General features: G+C 57.6%; 18 protein-coding genes and 3 pseudogenes. 19 read left to right on the top strand and 2 right to left on the bottom strand.

The window, feature by feature from the left end; all coding sequences use genetic code 11:
- Positions 1-78: 78 nt before the first annotated feature.
- Positions 79-1,179 carry an acyltransferase family protein gene (locus tag WG900_RS19845; RefSeq protein WP_339970073.1) on the bottom strand — a complete coding sequence of 367 codons (1,101 nt, stop codon included), beginning with the start codon at positions 1,177-1,179 and terminating at the stop codon, positions 79-81.
- Between the two features lie 227 nt (positions 1,180-1,406).
- Between WG900_RS19845 and WG900_RS19840 the strand changes: the two are divergent.
- The 16 genes and pseudogenes from WG900_RS19840 to WG900_RS19765 all read left to right on the top strand — a co-directional run.
- Positions 1,407-1,957: pseudogene (locus WG900_RS19840) on the top strand (transposase); the annotation flags it as partial.
- A gap of 187 nt (positions 1,958-2,144) precedes the next feature.
- Positions 2,145-2,282 (top strand): annotated as a pseudogene (locus WG900_RS19835) (IS3 family transposase); the annotation flags it as partial.
- A 168-nt stretch (positions 2,283-2,450) separates the two neighbouring features.
- Complete coding sequence (gene galE / locus WG900_RS19830; protein WP_339970071.1) at positions 2,451-3,497, top strand: UDP-glucose 4-epimerase GalE; 1,047 nt, start codon at positions 2,451-2,453, stop codon at positions 3,495-3,497.
- A gap of 139 nt (positions 3,498-3,636) precedes the next feature.
- Positions 3,637-4,320 carry an FkbM family methyltransferase gene (locus WG900_RS19825; protein WP_339970069.1) on the top strand — a complete coding sequence of 228 codons (684 nt, stop codon included), beginning with the start codon at positions 3,637-3,639 and terminating at the stop codon, positions 4,318-4,320.
- A gap of 44 nt (positions 4,321-4,364) precedes the next feature.
- Positions 4,365-5,699 carry an oligosaccharide flippase family protein gene (locus WG900_RS19820; RefSeq protein ID WP_339970067.1) on the top strand — a complete coding sequence of 445 codons (1,335 nt, stop codon included), beginning with the start codon at positions 4,365-4,367 and terminating at the stop codon, positions 5,697-5,699.
- A 217-nt stretch (positions 5,700-5,916) separates the two neighbouring features.
- Positions 5,917-6,639, top strand: a complete 723-nt coding sequence (locus WG900_RS19815) for a class I SAM-dependent methyltransferase (RefSeq protein ID WP_339970065.1) — start codon at positions 5,917-5,919, stop codon at positions 6,637-6,639.
- A gap of 41 nt (positions 6,640-6,680) precedes the next feature.
- A complete protein-coding gene (locus tag WG900_RS19810; protein WP_339970064.1) occupies positions 6,681-7,706 on the top strand; it encodes a glycosyltransferase in 1,026 nt (341 codons plus the stop codon).
- On the top strand, positions 7,703-8,926 hold the full coding sequence (locus WG900_RS19805; RefSeq protein ID WP_339970062.1) for a glycosyltransferase family 4 protein: 1,224 nt from the start codon (positions 7,703-7,705) through the stop codon (positions 8,924-8,926). Before WG900_RS19810 ends, WG900_RS19805 begins: the two co-directional genes overlap by 4 nt.
- A 121-nt stretch (positions 8,927-9,047) precedes the next feature.
- The gene (locus tag WG900_RS19800; protein WP_339970060.1) at positions 9,048-9,866 is read left to right on the top strand and encodes an FkbM family methyltransferase; all 819 of its coding nucleotides are present in this window, start codon (positions 9,048-9,050) and stop codon (positions 9,864-9,866) included.
- Between the two features lie 11 nt (positions 9,867-9,877).
- The gene (locus WG900_RS19795) at positions 9,878-10,951 is read left to right on the top strand and encodes a glycosyltransferase family 4 protein (protein ID WP_339970058.1); all 1,074 of its coding nucleotides are present in this window, start codon (positions 9,878-9,880) and stop codon (positions 10,949-10,951) included.
- A 10-nt stretch (positions 10,952-10,961) separates the two neighbouring features.
- On the top strand, positions 10,962-12,044 hold the full coding sequence (locus WG900_RS19790) for a glycosyltransferase family protein (RefSeq protein ID WP_339970056.1): 1,083 nt from the start codon (positions 10,962-10,964) through the stop codon (positions 12,042-12,044).
- Between the two features lie 91 nt (positions 12,045-12,135).
- Positions 12,136-13,452, top strand: coding sequence for a hypothetical protein (locus WG900_RS19785; protein ID WP_339970055.1), 1,317 nt, complete (start codon positions 12,136-12,138; stop codon positions 13,450-13,452).
- Positions 13,453-13,643: 191 nt separating this feature from the next.
- Positions 13,644-14,870 (top strand): glycosyltransferase, encoded by a 1,227-nt coding sequence (locus WG900_RS19780; RefSeq protein WP_339970053.1) that lies wholly within the window; start codon positions 13,644-13,646, stop codon positions 14,868-14,870.
- 1 nt (position 14,871) lies between these two features.
- A complete protein-coding gene (locus WG900_RS19775; RefSeq protein WP_339970051.1) occupies positions 14,872-16,086 on the top strand; it encodes a glycosyltransferase in 1,215 nt (404 codons plus the stop codon).
- Positions 16,087-16,113: 27 nt separating this feature from the next.
- A complete protein-coding gene (locus tag WG900_RS19770; RefSeq protein WP_339970050.1) occupies positions 16,114-16,698 on the top strand; it encodes an LbetaH domain-containing protein in 585 nt (194 codons plus the stop codon).
- 10 nt (positions 16,699-16,708) lie between these two features.
- Positions 16,709-17,566 carry a glycosyltransferase family 2 protein gene (locus WG900_RS19765; RefSeq protein ID WP_339970048.1) on the top strand — a complete coding sequence of 286 codons (858 nt, stop codon included), beginning with the start codon at positions 16,709-16,711 and terminating at the stop codon, positions 17,564-17,566.
- 103 nt (positions 17,567-17,669) lie between these two features.
- Here WG900_RS19765 and WG900_RS19760 read toward each other — a convergent pair.
- Positions 17,670-18,825: pseudogene (locus tag WG900_RS19760) on the bottom strand (IS3 family transposase).
- A gap of 210 nt (positions 18,826-19,035) precedes the next feature.
- Between WG900_RS19760 and WG900_RS19755 the strand changes: the two are divergent.
- From WG900_RS19755 to WG900_RS19745, 3 genes are all read left to right on the top strand, one after another.
- On the top strand, positions 19,036-20,055 hold the full coding sequence (locus WG900_RS19755) for a UDP-glucuronic acid decarboxylase family protein (protein ID WP_339970046.1): 1,020 nt from the start codon (positions 19,036-19,038) through the stop codon (positions 20,053-20,055).
- Positions 20,056-20,062: 7 nt separating this feature from the next.
- Positions 20,063-20,668, top strand: a complete 606-nt coding sequence (locus WG900_RS19750; protein WP_339970044.1) for a class I SAM-dependent methyltransferase — start codon at positions 20,063-20,065, stop codon at positions 20,666-20,668.
- Between the two features lie 123 nt (positions 20,669-20,791).
- A partial coding sequence (locus tag WG900_RS19745; protein WP_339970042.1) for a 3-hydroxyacyl-CoA dehydrogenase NAD-binding domain-containing protein occupies positions 20,792-21,118 on the top strand: 327 nt, incomplete at its 3' end.

Raw genomic sequence — 21,118 nt, 5'->3', positions numbered from 1 at the left:
TCGCGGAGCTCATCAGAGCCTTCTGCGGGTTCCTCCATCGGTACGGGCGCTGTTGCCATTTCTCCCCAGTAACCAAATCTAGCAAACGCTGACGCGACGTCCTTTGTCTCGCCTGGCATCCAGCCAAGCTGAAACGTCCTTGCCAATCTTCAGGCCCGGCTGCTCGACGAATTTCCAGGACAGCACGGCGAAAGCGAGAGTGATCGGCAGGCTCAACGCAAGGTTCAATCTCCAATCAGACGTAGGGCCAACAAACTCTACCAGCTGCTGTACGGGAAAGGCGTAAATGTAAGTCCCATATGAATAGTCGCCCAGGCGATTGTAGGCCAAGATCTTTCCGCGGGGCAAATAAGCGACGACGAGCACCGTGTAGCTTAACGCGACGAGCAGCACCTCGATGGCAGCCGCAAAGGCAAAGACGGCAACCCCTAAAGCCCATAATGCCGCTGCTACGCGCCAGTCGAGGCGCAGACGGTCGCGATAGACGTAAGTGGCCATGCCTAGCAAAAACGGAAATGCCAGAACCAACAGGATCTCGAGCCGAGAGCCGATCAATGGCAGTGGCTTTATCCAGCCCATCTGGCCAACGATATAGAGTGCGCCGAAGCAGACGAGCACCACGTTGAAATACCGCTGGCGATGCAGGAAGCCAATCACGCCCACAATCAAGACGCCGCCATAACAGCATACCTCATAAAACAGGGTCCAGAGGCTGCCGTTGACGACGATGGTAAAAGGGACGCTCTCGAAGACGCCAGGCAGTCGGTGCTGGGAGAAATAGAGAGAAAGGTTGCCCGGGAAATACGTCCAAGTGGCGGGTGACAGAAGGTACTCGTTGAGCGGCAGCGCCGTGACTGATGGGCCCAGCACCAAGACGGTCAGTACCAGCGCGACGAAGAGCCCCGGATACAGGCGCGACACCCGCGCAACGATCCATCGCGACACCGAGCGCTGTCGGTCATAACTTTGGGAGACCAGGAAACCCGAGATGTAGAAGAAGACCCAGACCGCGAACGTGCCGAGAGATCGGCCTGTGGCATGCTCCAGCGGTTCTGCCGTTCCAACTCCCAGCGCCAACGGAAAGGTATGGGAGACCATGACGCAAACCGCAGCGACCATGCGGATAAGATTCAAGTTGTTGTCCCGGCCTGTCACGCGATCGATCAAAAATCGGTTCATTGGACCTCCTTTCGTGGAAGGACCTAACCAGAAACGTCAGGCCCGTGAAAGCCATTTTGCAGGTGCAGCATCTTCGGCGGCGCTTACGGTCCCAATCCTGTTTCTTTTGGGACCAAGCTACTTCGCACGGCATGGATTGATCGTCCGCTTCCCACCCTAATTCCGCCACTCCCAAGAGTAACAGGATTTCGCCAAAGCAGCCGTCGGCGGGCAACTCTGCGATGACTATATGGAACCGGATTCCGGCCGAGATCCATGATCAGATCATAGAACTGGCGCTGTAGCAGTCCGACCTGAGCCCGCGGGAGCTGGCGGTGCGGCTCACCGACGAGAAGCGCTATTTCGTGTCGGAAGCGACGGTTTGCCGCCTGCTGAAGGCCTACGACCTGATCACCAGCCCGGCCCATGTTGTGATCAAGGCTGCCGATCTCTTCCACACTCAGACCACGCGCCCCAACGAGATGTGGCAGACCGACTTTACCTACTTCAAGATCATCGGCTGGGGCTGGATGTACCTGTCAACGGTGCTCGACGACTTCTCGCGCTACATTATCAGCTGTAAGCTATGCAGCACGATGCGGGTCGAGGACGTCACCGACACGCTCGATATGGCTCTTGCCACATCAGGTTGCGATCACACCCCGTCCAGCACAAGCCTCGGCTGCTCAGCGACAATGGCCCAAGCTACATCGCTGGGGAGCTCGCCGAATATATCGAGGTGCAGCGCATGAGCCATGTTCGTGGTGCACACTTCCATCTTACCGAACTGGGTTCCCTGCTTGTGGCTGAGCATTTTCTTGAGCTTGAATCAGAGCGTGATTGATCTCGGTATGGCAGGGTGTCCGTATTCAGAACATTTGGCACTAATGGCTGCGTAAATTGTTCCCCGTCAGCGCCAATTGCCCAGATTTAGGGTTGTGAATTAAGGAGGATTTGGGTCTCGCCGTAGTGACGAAGGAACGAAGATGAGACCCAAATCCTCAAGCGCCAAAAAGCCTGCGGAGCAGGTGGTGAAGGATATCCGCCGGGCGACCCGGCGGCATTTCTCGGCGGAAGACAAGATCCGTATCGTGCTGGAAGGCCTGCTCGGTGAGGACAGTATACACCGCAAAGCGGACGCTGCCCTGCCAATCAATAGCAAAATCAATTACGAACGGGCTTGCGGGCGACGACAACCTAACGCATTGAGCAGATGCAACATGAGGCCCTTGTAGGGGCCTTCACTGGCCCTGGACCGCGATTCTCGGCTGGTGCGGTAGCCATTAAAGACCATGACTTTTCCACACGATCCCCCGGCCGGAGCGGCAACAGGCGCAAGTCGAGGAACGGTCCTTGTCACCGGCGGCGCGGGCTATGTCGGATCGCACTGCTGCCAGGCCTTCGTGAAGGCCGGCTGGAATGTCGTCGTTTTCGACAATTTGTCGCGCGGCTGGCGCGACTTCGTCCGGTGGGGGCCGCTGATCGAGGGCGACATCCTCGACGCCGATGCGTTAGCGCGCGCGTTTGCCGAGGTGAAGCCCGACGCCGTCGCCCACTTCGCCGCGCTCGCCTATGTCGGCGAATCGGTCGACGACCCCGGCCTCTACTACCGCACCAACGCCTGCGGCACGCTAAACCTGCTCGAGGCGATGGTCGCGGCAGGCGTCCCGCGGCTGGTCTTTTCCTCGACTTGCGCCACCTACGGCGAGCCGCAGCTTATGCCGATTGGCGAGGACTGCCCGCAGAGCCCCGTCAATCCCTACGGCTGGTCGAAGCTGATCGTCGAGCGTATGCTTGCCGACTTCGACCGCGCTCACGGCCTGAAGTCGGTGGCGCTGCGCTACTTCAACGCCGCCGGGGCTGATCCGGGCGGCGCGATCGGCGAGCGGCACGCGCCAGAGACGCACCTCATCCCGCTCGCCATTCGCGCCGCCGAGCGGGGCGGCGACTTTGCTCTGACCGTGTTCGGCGACGACTTTGCGACGCCTGACGGCACCTGTATTCGGGATTACATCCACGTCGCCGACCTCGCCGAGGCGCACCTCGCGGCGCTCGCTTACCTTGTCAAAGGCGGCGCGACGACCGCGCTCAATCTGGGCACTGGACAGGGGCACTCGGTGCGCCAGGTGATCGACACCGTGGCTCGCCTCGCTGGCCGACTGGTGCGGCATTCTGTCGGGTCCCGCCGCGTGGGCGACCCGCCCGAGCTGGTCGCCGACCCGTCGCGGGCGGCTGCGGTGCTCGGCTGGCAGGCACGGCGCCCCGGCCTCGATGCGATCCTTGGCGACGCGCTGGCGTGGCACGAGCGCGAGCGCCAGCGCCAGGGTACAGCGGTGTGATTGGAGCGGGAATATTGTCGGCGCGACCGCGCCGCCGTTCACACGCCAGTCGGGGTCATCGGGCGCGGGGGCAAGAACAGGCCGGGATCCTGCACCTGCCTCGGGTGGCGGAGCCTCTTCTACTCGATTGGAAGTAGCCATGATCAAATCATTATCAGCACTAAGGGATTTGCGACTTGAGCGCGGCCATTCATTCTTGGCCAGCCTCGTTACGCCTGGGGGGCTGGTCATCGATGCCGGTGCACACCTCTGCGAATTTGCCAATGCCATGGCTGAAAAGTACGGCGTTTCCGTGATTTCTCTCGAACCCAATGAGGCACTCTCTCCCGATTACATTGACCCTCGCGTGACACTGCTCAGAGCGGCGCTTGCCGCTGGAGATGGGGAGGCCGTTTTCGCGATAGATGACAATCCGGAAGCTAGCCGAATTATTCAGGGCGAGGGCTCGGAGGTGGTCACCGGAAAGCCAGTGCAAACACGGTCACTGGCATCGCTACTTGGCGAATTTGATGCGACAGAAGTCCAGCTCCTTAAGCTTGACGTGGAAGGTGCAGAGTATGAGGTACTTCTTCAGGCGCCCCGTGATATATTTGCTCGCTTCAAGCAGATCTCGGTCGAGTTTCATCCCTTCGATGCGAGGCACCCGGCCGACCTTGCGAGAATCAGGGCCGTCATCGACCGAATGCGCGAGCTAGGGTTTGACGGGGTCCGTTGCTCGTTCAGGGGCTTTGGCGACTACCTGTTTGTGAACAGCCTCTATCCCGCAGCAGTAAACCGCGCCTTTTTCCCGGTAGCTCGGAAATTCCTCGAGAGGCGCACTTAAAGGCACGATGGTTGGCTCATTTCGGATCAGGTACTAATCGCGCTATGCTTGAATGGTTGAAACGGGAAATCAGCAGCCTGGACGGATATTTCCGGCATCTAAGGCAGACGATCTACGCGACATTTTTGCGGATCCTATCCACTGGTATGACTCTGCTGTTCGCAATTCTATGCGCCCGGTTGATGGGCGAGAAGATATTCGGAACTTATGTGACGCTCTTTTCCCTCGCGGGTGTGATAAGCGTAGCGACTTCTGTCGGCCTGCCCGGCCTGTTTCAAAGGGAAATGGCGGCCAGCAGAAGCACGAGAGATCGTTCGTACGTGGTTCCGATTGCACAGTGGTTGTTATTGATAACCGCAGCGCTCCTTGTTGCGACGATCGGCTCGTTTTTCATGGCGCAGCCCGAGATCGGGCTTATGATATTGTTCTGCCTTTTCGCCCAACTCGGAGCGTTCGTGAACTCCCTCTTTCTGGCCTACGAACGCGTTGTTCTCGTGAGTTTCTTCGAAGGAGTGTTGCGCCCCGCCTCCGCCCTCCTCGCCCTTGTCGTCCTGAGCGCCGCTCTGGTGCCTTCCCCGCTTATCCCGTTGGGCGCGCAGGTTCTCGGGGTGGGTATCGCCGGAGGATCTCTCCTGCTTTTTTGGAGGGGCGAGCCGCTCTCGCGGTCTCTGCGCGCATTGCGGCATAGATGGTGGTCCGAGCATCATTCGCCCGTGGCAAAGGCGAGTGTGACCTTCGCCATCACGCAGGTTTTAGTTAACTTGACGTTTCAAGCCGATGTCTTAATACTATCGTACAATCTTGCCCCAGAAGAGGTCGGGTATTACTATGCTGCGATCCGCGCCTGCTTGGTCATCAACTTCTTTTTCGGAGCCAGCGCCCTGATTGCGGAGCCGACGCTCACCCGGCTGCACGCCGACGGTGCGACCGCCGAATTCCAAATGTTGGCTGCACGCACAGCAATGATCGGTGCATTCGTCACCATCTTGGCTGCGATCGTGGCGACGATCCTTGCTCCTTGGTATCTTGGCATTTACGGGCCTGCGTTCACGGTCGCCTTCCCGTCGTTCTGCGTGGTCGCAGCCGGGCTGGCGATCCAAAGTCTTTTCGGTCCGTCCGCCTCAATCCTACGGGCTGTTCGGGGTGAGCAATCCCTTCTGAAGATTACTGCGATGGTCTTGGTTGTGAATTGCGCAATCACTGGGGCTCTCGTCCCGTTCATGGGAATGCTGGGTGCAGCCATCGGGACAGCGGCCCAGTTCGTGATCTACGGGGTGCTGCTCGCACGCGCATGCAAAAGCAGCGATGGGGGCTATCGCTCTGGAATATTCTATCCCCTTGGCAGGCGACTTCAGCTTTCCTGTTCCTCGCGGCCGTGACGGTCTTTACCGAAGGCAGCGCAATCAACTTAATGACACAGCATGCAAAGTCGAAAATTCGTCTGGTCATGGCGGCCTTCCCTGATACAGCCCGCGGCGAACCGGAAGCACTGCCACTCAGGGCTCTGCGTGTCGCTCATTCAGTGTCGCCAGCTCATCAATAACGCGGCGCACGTCGAGCAACCCTGCTCGAACAGATCCCTTACCAGGAGTAGGTATGATTGGGTTTCTACGCGATGTTTACCGAACGGCTATCGTTCCGGCGGAGAACGTATATGCAGGCATTAGGGGACGGCTTCCGGTCAAGCGGCGCCTAAGATACGGCGGTGTACTTGTCGATATCGAAGTGAAGGCTCTGGATTTCCTGTTCCCGCGCTTTCGCAACAAGCGTGATATCGAAGGGTACGAAGAGGCCCTCGCCACGATGTTGCGCCGGACCGTTCAGCCGGGCGACACGGTCGTAGTGGTCGGCGGCGGATGGGGCGTGACCGCGTGCGTGGCCGCCGAAGCGGTCGGGGCGAGCGGCAAGGTCATCTGTTACGAGGGAAACCTGCGCAATGCGGAGAGAACAAGACGCGCCGCTGAATTGAACGAAGTGGCGGATCAATTGGAAGTCGTTGAGGCCATCGTGGCGCGTGACGTAGGCATATATGAAGGGCAGAAAGCCGTGACGGTGGTGGATCCGGAAGCTCTTCCGCCTTGCCGTATTCTCCAACTCGACTGCGAAGGGGCAGAAATCGATATCTTCAACAGGATGCAGATCCAACCGGAGATCGTCATCGTGGAGACCCATGGATTTTTGGGCACACCGACAGACAAGGTTGCCGAGACGCTCGAACAAAAGGGCTATGAAGTAAGGAATATGGGCTTGGCCGAGCCGCGTGTGGCAAATGTTTGTCGTGATAACGATATCTTTTGCTTGCTCGGCATTCGAAAGTGAATGCGGCTCCCATCCTTTCTCAAAAGACCAGGCCCGCCCAGATGATTATCTCGGTCGCCTTGTGCACCTTCAATGGTGAGCGCTACATCGGCGAACAACTGCAAAGCATATTCGCCCAGACCGAACTGCCACTCGAGATCGTCATTTGCGACGACGGCTCTACCGACCGTACGCTGTCGATCATCGAGGACATGAGTCCTTCGCCCGTCGACCTGCGCATTCATCGTAACTCGAAGAACCTCCATTTCGCTGCGAATTTCTTCAAAGCCGCTTCCCTTTGCAGGGGCGATTATATCTTGTTCTGCGATCAGGATGATATCTGGGAACCGACCAAGGTCGCGAGGATACACGACTTGCTTGGTCGCGAGCAGCCCGATCTGATCATTCATCAGGCTCGGAAATTGGACGAGAAGAGCGGGATAATCGAACAGGCCCCCGTTCCACCGATGCACCGGGATCTTTCGGATCCCGATCTCCATACAGTGATCGGCTCGTATGCGCTCGGATGCTGCTACGCCGTTCGATCCGGGTTGATCGCGCAATTTCCTGAATTCTGGGAGTGGGACCGTTTTTCGCGATTCAGAGAAGACCATGGGCCTTTTGTCGGGCATGACATGATCATCTTTGCGCATTGCTGGGGAAACGGGTCGGTGCGCGTTTTGAATGAGCCACTGATGCAGTACCGGATCCACGGGGGCAATTTGTTCGGACGCACGGAAGCGGCAGGGAGCCAATCGCTGCGGGATCGCTTGGCAGGCACATTGTCTGGCCAGCGAATGATGCGGCTGGGCAAATTGCTCATCGCGCAGGCCGAGTTGCTCCGCCAGATCGTCGCCGAATCTGATTTCGGTTATTCGAATGGACTTGTTGAACTCGAAGCTCTGATGAAGAAGCGCGGAACGGCCCTGTTGAATCGTGCACCAATCTACGATCAGTTCTCCGAGAGGATAAACCGGGTCGAAGGGTGGTATAAGACTTTGGCCTCCGGATCCTATGCACTTGGCTCCGAATATTTCGGCATTTCGCGGTTCGCGGTGCTAAAGGATCTGCTCGCGGCGATTCGATGATGAACGCTCGATCCAAATCGATCCGCATGCTCGTCATTCAGAATGGCGCGCGCCACAATTACCAGATCCCGTGCGCGTTCGATCGGGCCGGGGTTCTCGCCAGTATCTACACGGACCTCGTGTCGACGAAGGGACTGGGCGCTGCGCTGAAAATGACGACACGATGGAACAAGCGCGTCGCCGGGAAGGTCGAGCGGCGGGTGCCGCCGTCCGAGATCGCCGACAAGATCAACACCTTCGAATTGCCCTTCGTCGTCTCCCAGATCATCGGGAAAGCGTTCGGCGAGCGCGCCGGTTATCAGGCATCGAACCGACTTGCAGCACGGTGCATGAATCTCAAGGGGGTCGGCGGAGCGACACATATATATACGATGTTCGGAGAAGGCGGCTCCTTCGTCGAGAAGGCTAAGGCAAACGGTCTCGGTATCATCGGCGATGTGTATATAGCGATCTCGGCCGATCGGATTATCGCCGAGGAAGCGGCTCTTCATGAGGATTGGGCTGACGATGTGCCTCTCATCATCTCGAAGGAAGAGTGCGTCCAGCAAAACGGGTTGCTCCTCTCACAAGCCGATTTGCTTGTCTGTCCGTCCACATTCGTGCGAGATGACCTCCTTTCATACGGGATCGATGCGGCTCGAATGACGGTCGCTCCCTATGGCGTGAACTCCAAATGGCTGTCCCTCGAGACGACGCCCGAGCCGGGCAGGATACTGTTTGCCGGCAGTGCGATCCTGAGGAAAGGCATCCACACGCTCGCCCAAGCCGCCACGCTCCTTGGAAGTCGTTACCGTATACGCGTCGCAGGGCAGGTATCCCAGAAAGTCCTTAGACACCCTGACGCCCGGAACCTGGAGTTTCTTGGCCATTTGAGCGAGGCCGAACTCGCCCGCGAGTTCGCGCATGCTGATGTCTTCGCTTTTCCGACGCTTGCGGAGGGATCGGCGGGGGTTACCGGCGAAGCTTTGGGCGCGGGCCTGCCGGTGGTCACCACTCCGGAAGCGGGCTCGGTCGTCCGCGAGGGCATTGATGGACACATCATCCCTGCTCGCGATCCCGAAAGCCTCGCCGAGGCCGTAGCATCCATCGTCGAAAACCGCGAGAAGCGCGAGACCATGAGCCGGGCAGCACGGTTGCGAGCCCGCAATCAAAACTGGGACGCCTTCGCACGAACAGTCATCGCTGCGATAGAAGATCGCGAGCGTCATGGAAGCTTCTAAGGCGGGTCGCACCGTTGACGTCGCCCGGGATCGACCGGGCTGACCCCGTCGCCCGGACGGTGCTGCGCAAGTGACCTCCGAGGTGCTATGAATTGTGAAGAGAGCCGAGAGAATTCAGCCAATGAAGCGGTCGAGCAGTTTTACCAAGAATGCGATCTCCATCGCAACACGCCCCGATATCTGGCGTGACTATGCCGCCTGGCTATTGGCAGCTCTGCGCGGCAAGCCTGCCGAACTCGAAATCCTAGACTGCATGATCTCTGGGTTTCCAAATTTCAGTTCCTATCTCGGAGCGCGGCGGCATGCCCCGACGAACGACGAGATCGAGTTGGTGCGCGAGTGCCTGTCCGGCGCCCGCGTCATCTTCGATGTAGGGGCGAATTTCGGAGCGTTCGCGATCCCGTTCTCCACCTTGGTTCCGCAAGCACGGATCTTTGCATTCGAGCCCAATCCGCAGACCGCGCATGCGCTTCGGCGAAATCTGCTTATGAATGACGCCGGCAATGTCACGGTCATCGAGGCGATCATATCGGATCGAAATGGTATGCTCGGCTTCAGCAACAGCAGGGATCCAGCTACCAATCGAATAATCGACGATCCTTCAGCCGGATGCGCCGTGCGGTCGATTACTATTGCAGAATTCTGTCGAGATAATGAAATAGGCCAGATCGACTTTTTGAAAATTGATGTCGAAGGTGCCGAGATCCTTGTACTCGAGGGCGCGAGGCCTCTTTTTGAAAAAGGTAACGTTCGTGGAGGAATGATTGAAGTCTGCCCTGGAAACCTTCGTAACTTTGGAAACTTAGTGCAGGATCTTAAAGATTTCTTTGACTCGAACGGATACTCCCTGGAAGTGATCGGAGGCAACCATGGCGAACCTCCTAGCGAAGGCGTTCGGTTGGCTAACGCAATCTTCAGAAGCTCCTCGGAACCGCTTTGAGGCTTGGGACCATGCGGGTGATGCATATCGCGCCGGGGGCACCTTTCGGAGGTGTCCAGCGGATCGTAATGAACCTTGCACGCGCGCAGGCGGCATCACACCGGGTGGCGACATTGTGGACGGGCGAGATGCCGCATGCCGAAGCGAAGTCAGTCGACCGAAAAACAAAAACAGAAGAGTTCCTCTCAAGCGGCTCCCTCCTCGCGCGTGTCATGAGGGCTCGGGGCGCTATCAAGGCGTATGACCCGGATATCGTCCACCTCCACATGCCGGCGCCTTGGATCGCTCTTTCACTGTTCAACATCCGCGCCAAAATTTGCTTGCATCTTCATGGGGAACCAGTTCGAGCAGGGAGCCTTAAGGCCCGGCTTGGCAGAGAACTCGAGCGCATAATGGTTGCGCATGCCGGCACGCTTGTCGCGATTTCCGACTGGATTGAGCAGGTGTGGCGAGAGCGTTATCCGACGGCCCGCTATCGCGTGGTCAGGAACGGCGTTCCCGTCGCTTGCGAAAAACCGCCAGCGGCAAAGCCCGTCTCCACCTCGCCTGTCGTCGGCTTCGCTAGTCGGCTCGCGCCCGACAAGGGGGTCGCAGAGTTCGCCCGGTTTGCGATTGTCATGCACGAGGCTCACCCGAATGCTCTCTTCCGGATAGCCGGGGATGGGTCACAACGGCGCATGTTGGAAAACGAATTGAGCAGCCTCATCGCATCGGGTGCAGCGGAAATCCTCGGGCATGTGAGCGACATGAAGACCTTCTGGTCTCAGCTCGATCTTGCGATTTTCACCGCCCCAGCCGAGCCCTTCGGCCTCCGCCTGATCGAACCGGTCGCAGAAGGGGTACCGGTCATCGCCTATGAAACAGGCGCGGGCTCCGACGAAATCGCGCGTGACTGCGCCGGGATAGTCCTCGTGCCTTACGAAGATCCTCGGGCGATGGCGGAGCTCGCGGCCCGGCTGCTTTCGGATGACGAAAGGCGGCGGGTCATGGTTGTCGAGGGAGCTGGAGACGTGGCGCGCTATTTCTCTCTGGACGCAATGACTTCGGGCATGGCCGAGGTCTATCAGGAATTGCTTTCTCGCTAGCGCCCCCGGTATGGTTGCTCCCATTTTCTTCGTTGACGGCAATACGATTTGGCACGCCCGACTGGCAGCGGCACTCGCGGAGTTCAGGCCGGTTTTCAGCTTTGAGGTCTCCAGTGGCCTGCTCCCCTCATTGCGTCGTTCAAATGACTCAAAACCGACACGCGTCTCGATTTCTCTTCCTCGCGGGTGGGCGTCATCCACTGCATTCATCGGGCAGAGCTTCCTTCACCGGTTCATTCGCAGAGCGGCGGAAGCCTGTGATGCAAAGCCGGTTCTGTTTCTTACCTCTCCGGCGTACGCACCACTGGCTTCGCGGATATTCGGCGAATTACCGATAGTCTCCTACACGGCAGACGATTACCGAAGCTATGTCGGATGGGGCGGGACGGCCATTGCTGGCAAGGAACGCCAAATCCACCAGCGCTCCGAACTCTCCGTGTTCGTGTCAGATACGCTTCGCGAGCGTGCGGTCCGCGAGTTCGGTATCGATCCTGCGCGGACTTTCGTGAGTCCGAACGCTACGGAGCGTCATTTCGCGGCCAAAGACCGGTATGAGCCCCTTCCGATCCTTGCAGGAAGGCCCCGGCCATTGGTCGGGGTGCTCGGGGCTCTCACGGAAAGATTGAACCTCGCCTCATTGGCCGAGGTGGTATCGAACGAGACTGTCGGGACATTCCTAGTCGCTGGACCAGCTTCTGCATCGGTGCTCGAACAATACCCCGTCTTTCGATCCGCGAAAGTCGTAGTGGCGGGACAAATCGATCATTCGAGAATGCACGAATACGCGAAGGCGCTCGACCTTGCGATCATACCATACGCTCGTAACGAACTGAATTGGCACTGCTCCCCAATGCGGCTCTACGATCATCTCGCATCCGGGGTGCCGATAATTTCGATCCGCGGCTGCGATCAGGTCGATCGGTGCAATCATGAGGGCGTTCACATTGTCGACGAGTCGGGTCTCAAAGCGAAAGTTGAGGAACTTGTCGCGCGCGGCCTGCAAAGATCCGACACTTCGCCGCCGGAATGTTTCTGGGATCAACGCGCGAAGGCGCTTACCAACATCATTGATATGGTGCTATCCGCAAAGTGACGAGCAGTCCGCAGGATGATCATCGCTCGATTGACAGCACCTTCATGACTGGGGCCTTTTCTCAAGGCCCGGTCTTCTTGGCGAAACAAGCATGATTGAACCGGATTTTCCGCTCGCCTTCTACGGTCTCTGCCTCATTCTCAGCGGAATTGCCGTGCATGGCATCGTCCGCGGGCGAACGATCTTTGCATATCCGACATTGGCCGCTCTGATAGGGCTCGCGTGGGTGGTCCCGCAAGGGATTGAGCTTTCCAATCGGACCAACTTTTATTCGGGCGAGGGGTTCTGGCTCTATGTCGGAGGCTGTTTTCTGGCGATCCCACTCGGTTTCTGGTTCGCTTTCAAAAAAGAGCGCAAGAGATTGGCGTCGCGGGGGCTTCGCGACCTTCCCAGCTTCAGCAACGAGCGCCTGCTGGTCGCAGCGGCGGGCATGGTCCTTATAGGAATGCTTGCGCAGTTCGAAATGCGCGGGATCGACACCTCTTCCATGGGGGGGGAATGGACCGGGGTGATCACAGCGTGGTATCTTCTTGGTAAATCGAGCGGTTTAGGGCTTTGCCTTTCTGTTCTCGTCTTTGCCCGGACGCGAAAGCCTGCGGCGCTTGCTTTGGCGGTGATTGCCGCGATTCCCGTTGCGCAGGCGGCCATCTTTGGAGTTCGGCGCGAGGACTTGTTCGACCTGCTGGTGTTATCGATCGGTGCCTGGTATCTAGCTAAACACAAGGCTCCTCCCAAGCTCGCCGTAATCGTCGGCGCTTTGCTTGGTACTGTGATCTTGAACAGTGCTGACGATTTTCGATCTAGAATAATTGTAGGAAACGAAAGCTTCTTGGAGGTCATCTTATCGCGCGAGACCTATGATAATTTTCATTATACCAACTTGGGTCAAGGCGCGGCAAGCGAGGTCGGCCAAGCCCAATTTGATTTTTATTATGCGAACCAGAAATCGGATTGGGAACTCGGCGCGGAATACTGGAACAGTTTGGTTAGTCAATATTTTCCTGCATTCATTTTTGGTCGCGAAGCGAAAGAAGGGTTTAAATTCAATACCCTGGAGCAACGGTTGAGAACCGGGGAGGAAAAAGGGCTGCTGAGCCGCGGATCGACACGAACGGGATTTTCGGACAGCTATCGCGCCCTCGGCGTGTTCGGCATCATGATTTTCTGGGTGATCTCAGTCGGGTTCGGGTTTCTTTTCGCCCGTGCCTGGAGCGACTCGATTAACTCGCAATATCTTTACCTCGTTCTTCTCGCAGAGGGGATCAAGGTGATCACGCACAGCACTGCATCGCTCATCGCTGCATTTCCCTTCGTTGTCGGCATTTACATAGTCGCATTCAAGTTCGCGGAGCGCCCCCCCTCCCGCAGGAAGTTGCGTCCGTCGAGACCCTTGCTGGAGGCGCAGTGAAACGTCGAATTCAGGGTGGACTTCGCTCCAGAGGCGCTCAAATGCGCTACGAGAGGGCAAATGCGCCACGAGAGGGATAGATTGTATGTCGGTCTCCGGGCTTCGAGGGCCTGTGGGCAGATTCCAAGCCATATCGTGGGGGTGAAGCATTATTCTCGCTCGGGGTTCGCGGCCTTATGAGAGCGGCGATCATGTTCGAGAAATTCGGCCCATATCATGTGGCGCGGATGAAAGGGGCGATGCGTTTCGCCGAAATTCTGGCGATCGAATCGGCACCGCACAGCGGCACTTACGACTGGAACAGGCCCGACATGCCGCCGGAGCTGAGAGCTGTCGCACTCACCTCGAAGGCCGGCGAGGAGCGTGATGTTTCCTTTCTCGAGCATCGTATCGATGAGGTGCTGACGGCTTTCAGACCGGACGTGGTCGCTTTGTCCGGCTGGGCTTTTCTTGCCGATCTGGTAGCACTGAAATTCTGTCGGAAGAACGGCATACCGGCCATCTGCATGTCCGAGACCAATCCATGGGACTTCGTGCGGCATCCTGCCCTCGAAAAGGCGAAGAAAGGAATAGTCGCCCATTTTTCTGCGGGGATTGCGACCAGCCGCTCGCAAATGGCATATCTCATCGGTCTGGGGCTGCCAGAAGAGGCTGTATTCAGCGGATACAATGTCATCGATAATGAATTCTTTCGCTCAGCCGCTTCGCGATGGCGAAGCAGTTCCAGTTTCGCACCTGAACCGGCGCGCGATCTCCCGGCGAATTCTAGGGGGCGCTACTTTCTCGCATCCAGCAGGTTCGTGCCAAAGAAGAATCTGCTACGTCTTCTGGAAGCTTATTCGATATTTCGCGCATCTCGTGACGAGGACCCTTCGGATTGGCCGCTCGTCATTCTGGGCGATGGCGAACAGGGGGCTGAAGTGGAAAGCAAAATCTCCCAGCTTGGCATCGGCCCCTATGTGCACCTGCCCGGATTCCTCCAAGTCGAAGCACTTCCTCAATATTACGGCACAGCCGGCGCGTTCATTCATGCGAGTACGACGGAACAGTGGGGTCTCGTCATCAATGAAGCCATGGCGGCAGGACTGCCGGTGGCGGCATCGAACCGATGCGGTGCTACTGAATATCTGATAGAAACAGGGGTGAGCGGTTTTGCCTTCGACCCTTATTCCGTTCACGAAATCGCCGAGACCATGACGAAGCTTGCAGCATTCGAGCGGCCCGGCGAGTTGATCGATGCCGCTTTGCAAAGCGTCGATCGCCTCCGTCCTGAAACATTCGGAAGGGCGCTTGTTTTCGCAGGCCTTGTCGCACAGGAAAAGCCAGCTATTCCGGGCCGGATCTCTGCTGCGATGCTCGATCTTGCCATAGCGGTCCGGGCTCGCAAGGCATCCTGGAAACCTACGGATTGTCTGTGAGATGAAGAGTTCAATTCCACCGGCCGACGGCGACAGGATTCGCCTCGCAATCGTGTCTTCAAGTCTTTCCCGCAATGCCGGGGGGATTCTCCCGATAATGCAACGTCATGCGATTGGGCTCGAAAAACTGGGTGTCGAGGTCTCGGTGCATGGAGTGGCAGATGAATTCAGCGAGATCGATAGGGAGGGTTGGGGAGACATCCCGCTGCACCTGTCGGCTCCGATTGGCCCGAAGCAGCTTGCGATAGCGCCTGGCATGGGCCGCAGCCTTGCCGCGGCAAAGCCGCATATCGTTCACCAGCACGGTCTTTGGCAATATCCGTCTTTCGCGGTAAGGCGCTGGCACAGGCGGACCGGCCAACCGTTTGTCATTTCCGCGCAAGGTATGCTTGAAGAGTGGGCCCTGGCCAATTCCGGCTGGAAGAAGCGAGCTGCCGGCGCCCTCCTCGAACGGGATCACCTGTTGAAGGCTTCTGCGATCCATGTATCCCGCGCGGAAGTAAGCGGCGTCTCGGCATATGCGACCGGCACGCCGATCGCCTGCCTGCCCAACGGAACGGATATTCCCGACGGGCCGGCGCCGCGTCTGCCGCCCTTCATCGGTCAGGATGGCCGCCGCACGCTGCTTTTCCTCGGCCGCCTGCATCCCAAGAAAGGGATTGCCGAGATCCTCGAAGCATGGAAACTTGCCATTTCGCGAAACCCCAACATCGCAGCGAGATGGCGCCTCGTTCTGGCTGGCTGGGACGATGGAGGTCATGCTGAAGCCTTCGTGTCGAAGGCGCAGGCACTCGGCCTCGCGGATAGCGTGGTTTTCCCCGGCGCATTGTTCGGTGAGACGAAAAGAGGCGCGTTGAGCCATGCAGATGCGTTCATCCTCGCCTCGCATTCCGAAGGCCTTCCGATCGCAGTGCTCGAGGCGCTCGGTCATGCGCTTCCGGTTTTTATGACGCGCGCCTGCAACCTGCCCGAATTGCTTGATCTGGGGGCTTCGATAGAGATTTCCACGGCACCGGATGCCATGAGCGAGGTGCTCGAAGCCCATCTTGCCGGCTCTTACGAAAGCCTGCAAAGGATCGGATCCGCAGGACAGGAATACGCACGGTCCCACTTCTCGTGGGAGGAGATATCGACGCATCTGCTCGACCTGTACCGATATATCCTCGGTATGAATGAGACGCCGCTTCCGTTCCTTCTCAGGACCGAAATAGCGTGATGAAGATGGCTCGCCGGGATGGCTCCCGTGGTTGACGTCGCGAGCAATCGCGCCGCTCGCAAATGGAGCAGGTCGGAGCAGTTCAGACGTGTGCTCTGGCTTCTCGCTTTGCCGCTGTTCCATTTCAGTCCCCGGATTTTCTGGGGCTGGCGACGATTTTTGCTTCGTATCTTCGGTGCGCGGATTGGAGCGCGCGCACATATCTATCCGAGCGTGCGGATCACCATGCCCTGGAACCTTAGCATCGGAGACGATGCTGCTGTCGGCGAGCATGCGATCGTTTATGCCCTCGGCAAGATCTCGATCGGCAGAAGAGCCACTGTTTCCCAGTATGCGCACCTTTGCGCGGGAACCCATGATTGGCGTGATCCCGCGATGCCATTGGTCAAGACTCCTCTCGTGATCGGGGACGATGCTTGGATCTGTGCGGCCGCGTTCGTAGGGCCGGGTGTCGAAATCGGGGCCAATGCCATCGTCGGTGCTGCTGCGGTCACGATGAAGGATGTCGCCTCAGGCAAGATAGTTGGCGGCAATCCTGCGTGCGAAATCGGCACGAAGGAGTCCTTCGTGGCGGACCCTCACAACGTTGCCACCGGCAAGGTCTCCGACTAAAGCCGCTTACATGTCGCAGTGCACCATTCCCGATCTTCCCGTTACGGTAGCGATTCCCGTCAGGAACGACGCTGACAATTTGCGGCATTGCTTGCCTCGGTTGAAGCGTTTCGCCGAGGTCGTCGTCATCGATAGCGGATCGTCGGATGGCACCGTGGACATCGCAAACGAGCATTGCGTGCGGGTCATCCAGTTCAGCTGGAACGGTCGGTACCCGAAAAAGCGCAATTGGTTTCTGATCAATCACTCGCCCGAGCAGGAATGGGTCCTTTTCCTGGACGCAGATGAATTCATCGATGATGCATTCTGCGAAGCTCTTGCGGCGGAATTGGTGGAAAGCGACAAGAATGCGTATTGGCTGACATATGACAATTATTTCCTTGGACGCCTGCTGCGTCACGGTGTTCCCCAGCGCAAAATGGCACTCCTTCGGGTCGGCAAGGCTCTGTACGAAAAGATCGAGGAGCATCGCTGGAGTTCACTTGACATGGAGATCCACGAACATCCCATCGTCGAAGGAGAAGTCGGTCGGATCGACGCCAGGATTGAACATCGGGATGACCGAGGCATCGGTCATTTCGTTAGCAAACATCGCGATTACGCTGCTTGGGAAGCCCGGCGTTATGAATTGCTCCGTAACGATCCAAGCGTGTGGCAGACGATGACCGATCGGCAGCGCTTCAAGTATCGGAATATCGGTAAATGGTGGTTTCCAATCCTCTATTTCCTCGCAGCCTACTTTGCGAAGCTGGGCTTTTTGGATCGCGCTGCGGGCTTTCACCACGCTCTCTTGAAAGCTTGGTATTTCTACATAATTCGGCTTTTATTGGCTGAAAATAAAAAAAAGGGGCAAGGGCATAAAACGTGACATGACCCCCAGCTTTCCTCCAGCTGGGATTAGAGCCCGGCCCATTGTTGAGCTGCTACCCGTTTCTGGACCGCCCTGCTGGCGATTTCCCAGCGTGCTGATGTCAGGGCGGGCCATGTGCCGCTGACGCCAACATGAGCGATATCGGTGGTTTGTTTCCGATTGCGCTGTGCGGTCGTACCTCGTTGTAGTCTCTACGCCAAGCCTCGCATTTTCGGACCGCGTCATCGAGGCTCATGAACCAGTGGGCATTCAGGCATTCAGCCCGGACCTTCCCGTTAAAGGACTCGATGAACGCATTGTCGGTCGGTTTGCCAGGCCGCGAGAAGTCGAGCGTCACCCCTTTCATGTATGCCCACAGGTCGAGCTCGCGGGAGATAAATTCGCTGCCATTGTCAGCCCTGATCGACGTTGGATAACCAACCTGCGCGCAGACCCGTTCCAGCACCTCGACCACATCAGGTGCCCGGAACCGGAACCGCGGAACCACTGCGGGCGAGAACCGCGAGAACGCATCAACCACTGTCAAGATTCGCAGCTTCGGTCCCGTTGCGAGTTGGTCATGGACAAAGTCCATGGCCCATACATCATTGACGCGGGAGGCCGCACAGCGGCCTTCCCTCAGCTTCGCCTTCACCCGCCGCTTAGGCGTCTTCTTGCGCAGGCCAAGGCCCATCTCCTTGTAAAGCCGGTAAACTCGTTTGCCATTGATAGCCCAGCCTTCGCGTCGCAGTAGGACGTGGATACGGCGATAGCCGTACCGAACCCGTGTCTCCGCGATCTCCTTGATCCGTTGCTTGAGGTCGGCCTGATCGGTGCCCTTGCCACGATAGTGGTAGCTTGATCGTTCCGCCCGGAGCACCTGGCAGGCCCGCCGAATGCTGACCTGCCAAGTGCTGCGAACATCATCAACCGGCTGGCGCCGCCGATCAGGCCTCAGAGCGTTGGCCGCGCTTCGCTTGGCCGCCTTCGGCTCCGCGAGACGACATCCTGCAACATCGCCTTGTCGAGCGACAGGTCGGCAACCAGACGCTTGAGCTTCGCGTTCTCTTCCTGAGCTGGCGCAGGCGCTTCATCTCCGACGGCATCAAGCCGGCGTACTTCTTGCGCCAGTTGTAGAAGGTCGCTTCGCTAATCCCAGCCTTGCGACACACTTCGCCGATCGACGTCCCGTCATCAGCCTGCTTCAGCACGAAGGCAATCTGCGCCTCCGAAAACTTCGACCTCTTACACACTCCGTATCCTAGCCCTCCGATCATAACTGGAATTTTCCAGTTCAGAACGGTCCAGAATTTCGGGTGCAGGTCAGGCGGACCCACGCCCGATAACCTGCTCTGGCAGGCAGGCCCGACAAGGCGGCTTGGCGATCCCATGGTAAAGCGCTAGACAAAACGCAAGAACGACAGCGCAGTAGGTGCGATAGTCGCAAAAAATTCAGACCCGAATCCCAACCTTACGAAAGACCCAGGATGCAGCATAGAAATTTTCGTCGGCAACGTATCCTTGTCACCGGCGGCGCCGGCTTTGTCGGATCACATTTGATCGATCGGCTTTTGGACCGCGGGGACGAGGTGCTCTGTGTCGACAACCTCTTCACCGGCGACAAGAGCAATATTGATCACTTGGCTGATCACCCACGCTTCGAATTCATGCGTCACGACATCTGCTTTCCACTCTATGTAGAAGTCGACCAGATTTATAACCTTGCCTGCCCGGCGAGCCCTGTCCATTATCAATTCGATCCGGTCCAGACGACCAAGACGAGTGTTTCTGGTGCCATCAATATGCTCGGTCTCGCCAAGCGTGTGAAGGCAAGGATATTCCAGGCATCAACTTCCGAGATATACGGCGACCCCTCAATCCATCCTCAGCCCGAAAGCTACTGGGGCAATGTCAATACAATTGGGCCTCGTGCCTGCTATGATGAGGGCAAACGGTGTGCGGAGACGTTATTCTTCGACTATCGCCGCCAGCATGGTTTGGACATTAAGGTCGCCCGCATCTTCAATACCTATGGGCCGCGAATGCACCCAAATGACGGCCGGGTCGTCTCCAATTTCATCATGCAAGCCCTGCAAGGGCAACCTATCACGATTTACGGCGATGGCAGCCAGACGCGTTCATTCTGCTTTGTTGACGATCTCGTAGAAGGGTTCTTGCGTCTAATGGATACAGGTCCTGACTTCCCGGGGCCCGTCAATCTCGGCAACCCCAATGAGTTCACGATGATCGAATTGGCTGAAGCGGTCATCGATCTCACTGGATCGAATTCGAAGTTGGAAAACCGACCTCTCCCTCAGGATGATCCGCGCCAACGTCAACCGGACATCAGGTTGGCACGGGACAAGCTCGGTTGGGAGCCAAAGACGCAACTGCGTCAAGGCCTCGGCAAGACGATTGAATATTTCGATGAACTTCTCCGCCGCAATATTGGTGCAGAAAAAGACCCATTAATCGTTGATGCAGGGTTAGAATTCCAATCTAGGTGAGCAAGAGATGTCGGAAGCACTGCCTGATTATGGCTGGGGATCAGCGCGGCCTCATACGGCAAACTATCTATCCGAAAAGGTTAGAGACATACTGCGGGAGAGTGGAGGAAAATCCGTCCTCGACGCTGGCTGTGGCAATGGAGCGCTGGCCGGCTATCTCGCTTCTCTAGGCTACCAAGTCACGGGTTTGGATGCCTCTACAAGCGGCATAGAAATCGCTCGGATGACCTTTCCGGATGTCCGTTTCGAAGTCGGGACCTTCGATTCACCACCAACAGGCACGTTCGACGCTGTATGTTCGACCGAAGTTGTCGAACACCTCTATTCGCCGCATTTGCTAATTCAATACTGTTTTGAAGCGCTAAAGCCCGGTGGGCTACTCATCATCAGCACGCCGTATCACGGCTACCTCAAGAACCTTGCCATTGCGTTGCTCGGCAAATGGGATTCTCACCTTACGGCTCTCTGGCATGGCGGTCACATCAAGTTCTGGAGCCGTGCGACATTGTCCAGCCTGCTGGAAGGAGCAGGTTTTGAAGTGACAGGATTCTACGGGGCAGGACGATTACCATTCTTCTGGAAAAGCATGATAATCGTTGCCAAGCGACCGTGATCAGATTGCCATTGCCGTTCACTCAAAGCTGACTGGGTTATTGGGCAATGGAGGCAGCGTTATTATTGTTAGGCTCGTCAATGTACGTTTGACTTTGGCCTACACCCTAAAGGGATTAGTTTCGTGAAAATTGCAATAGTCGGTTCGGGTTATGTCGGCCTCGTTTCGGGCGCGTGTTTCGCCGATTTCGGTCATGACGTGGTCTGCATCGACAAGAACCCGGCCAAGATCGACAGCCTCAATGCAGGCGTGATGCCGATCTATGAGCCCGGGCTGGCCGAACTCGTCGCCAGCAACGTCAAGGCGGGGCGGCTGACCTTCACCACCGAATTGCCCGAGGCCATCCGCGATGCCGGCGCGATCTTCATCGCCGTGGGAACACCCAGCCGCCGCGGCGACGGCCATGCCGACTTGTCCTACGTCTATGCCGTTGCCGAGGAAGTCGGCGCG

It is taken from the genome of Novosphingobium aquae, from assembly GCF_037572715.1.
GTDB lineage: Bacteria > Pseudomonadota > Alphaproteobacteria > Sphingomonadales > Sphingomonadaceae > Novosphingobium > Novosphingobium aquae.
This window is presented reverse-complemented; position numbering and strand designations above follow the sequence as displayed.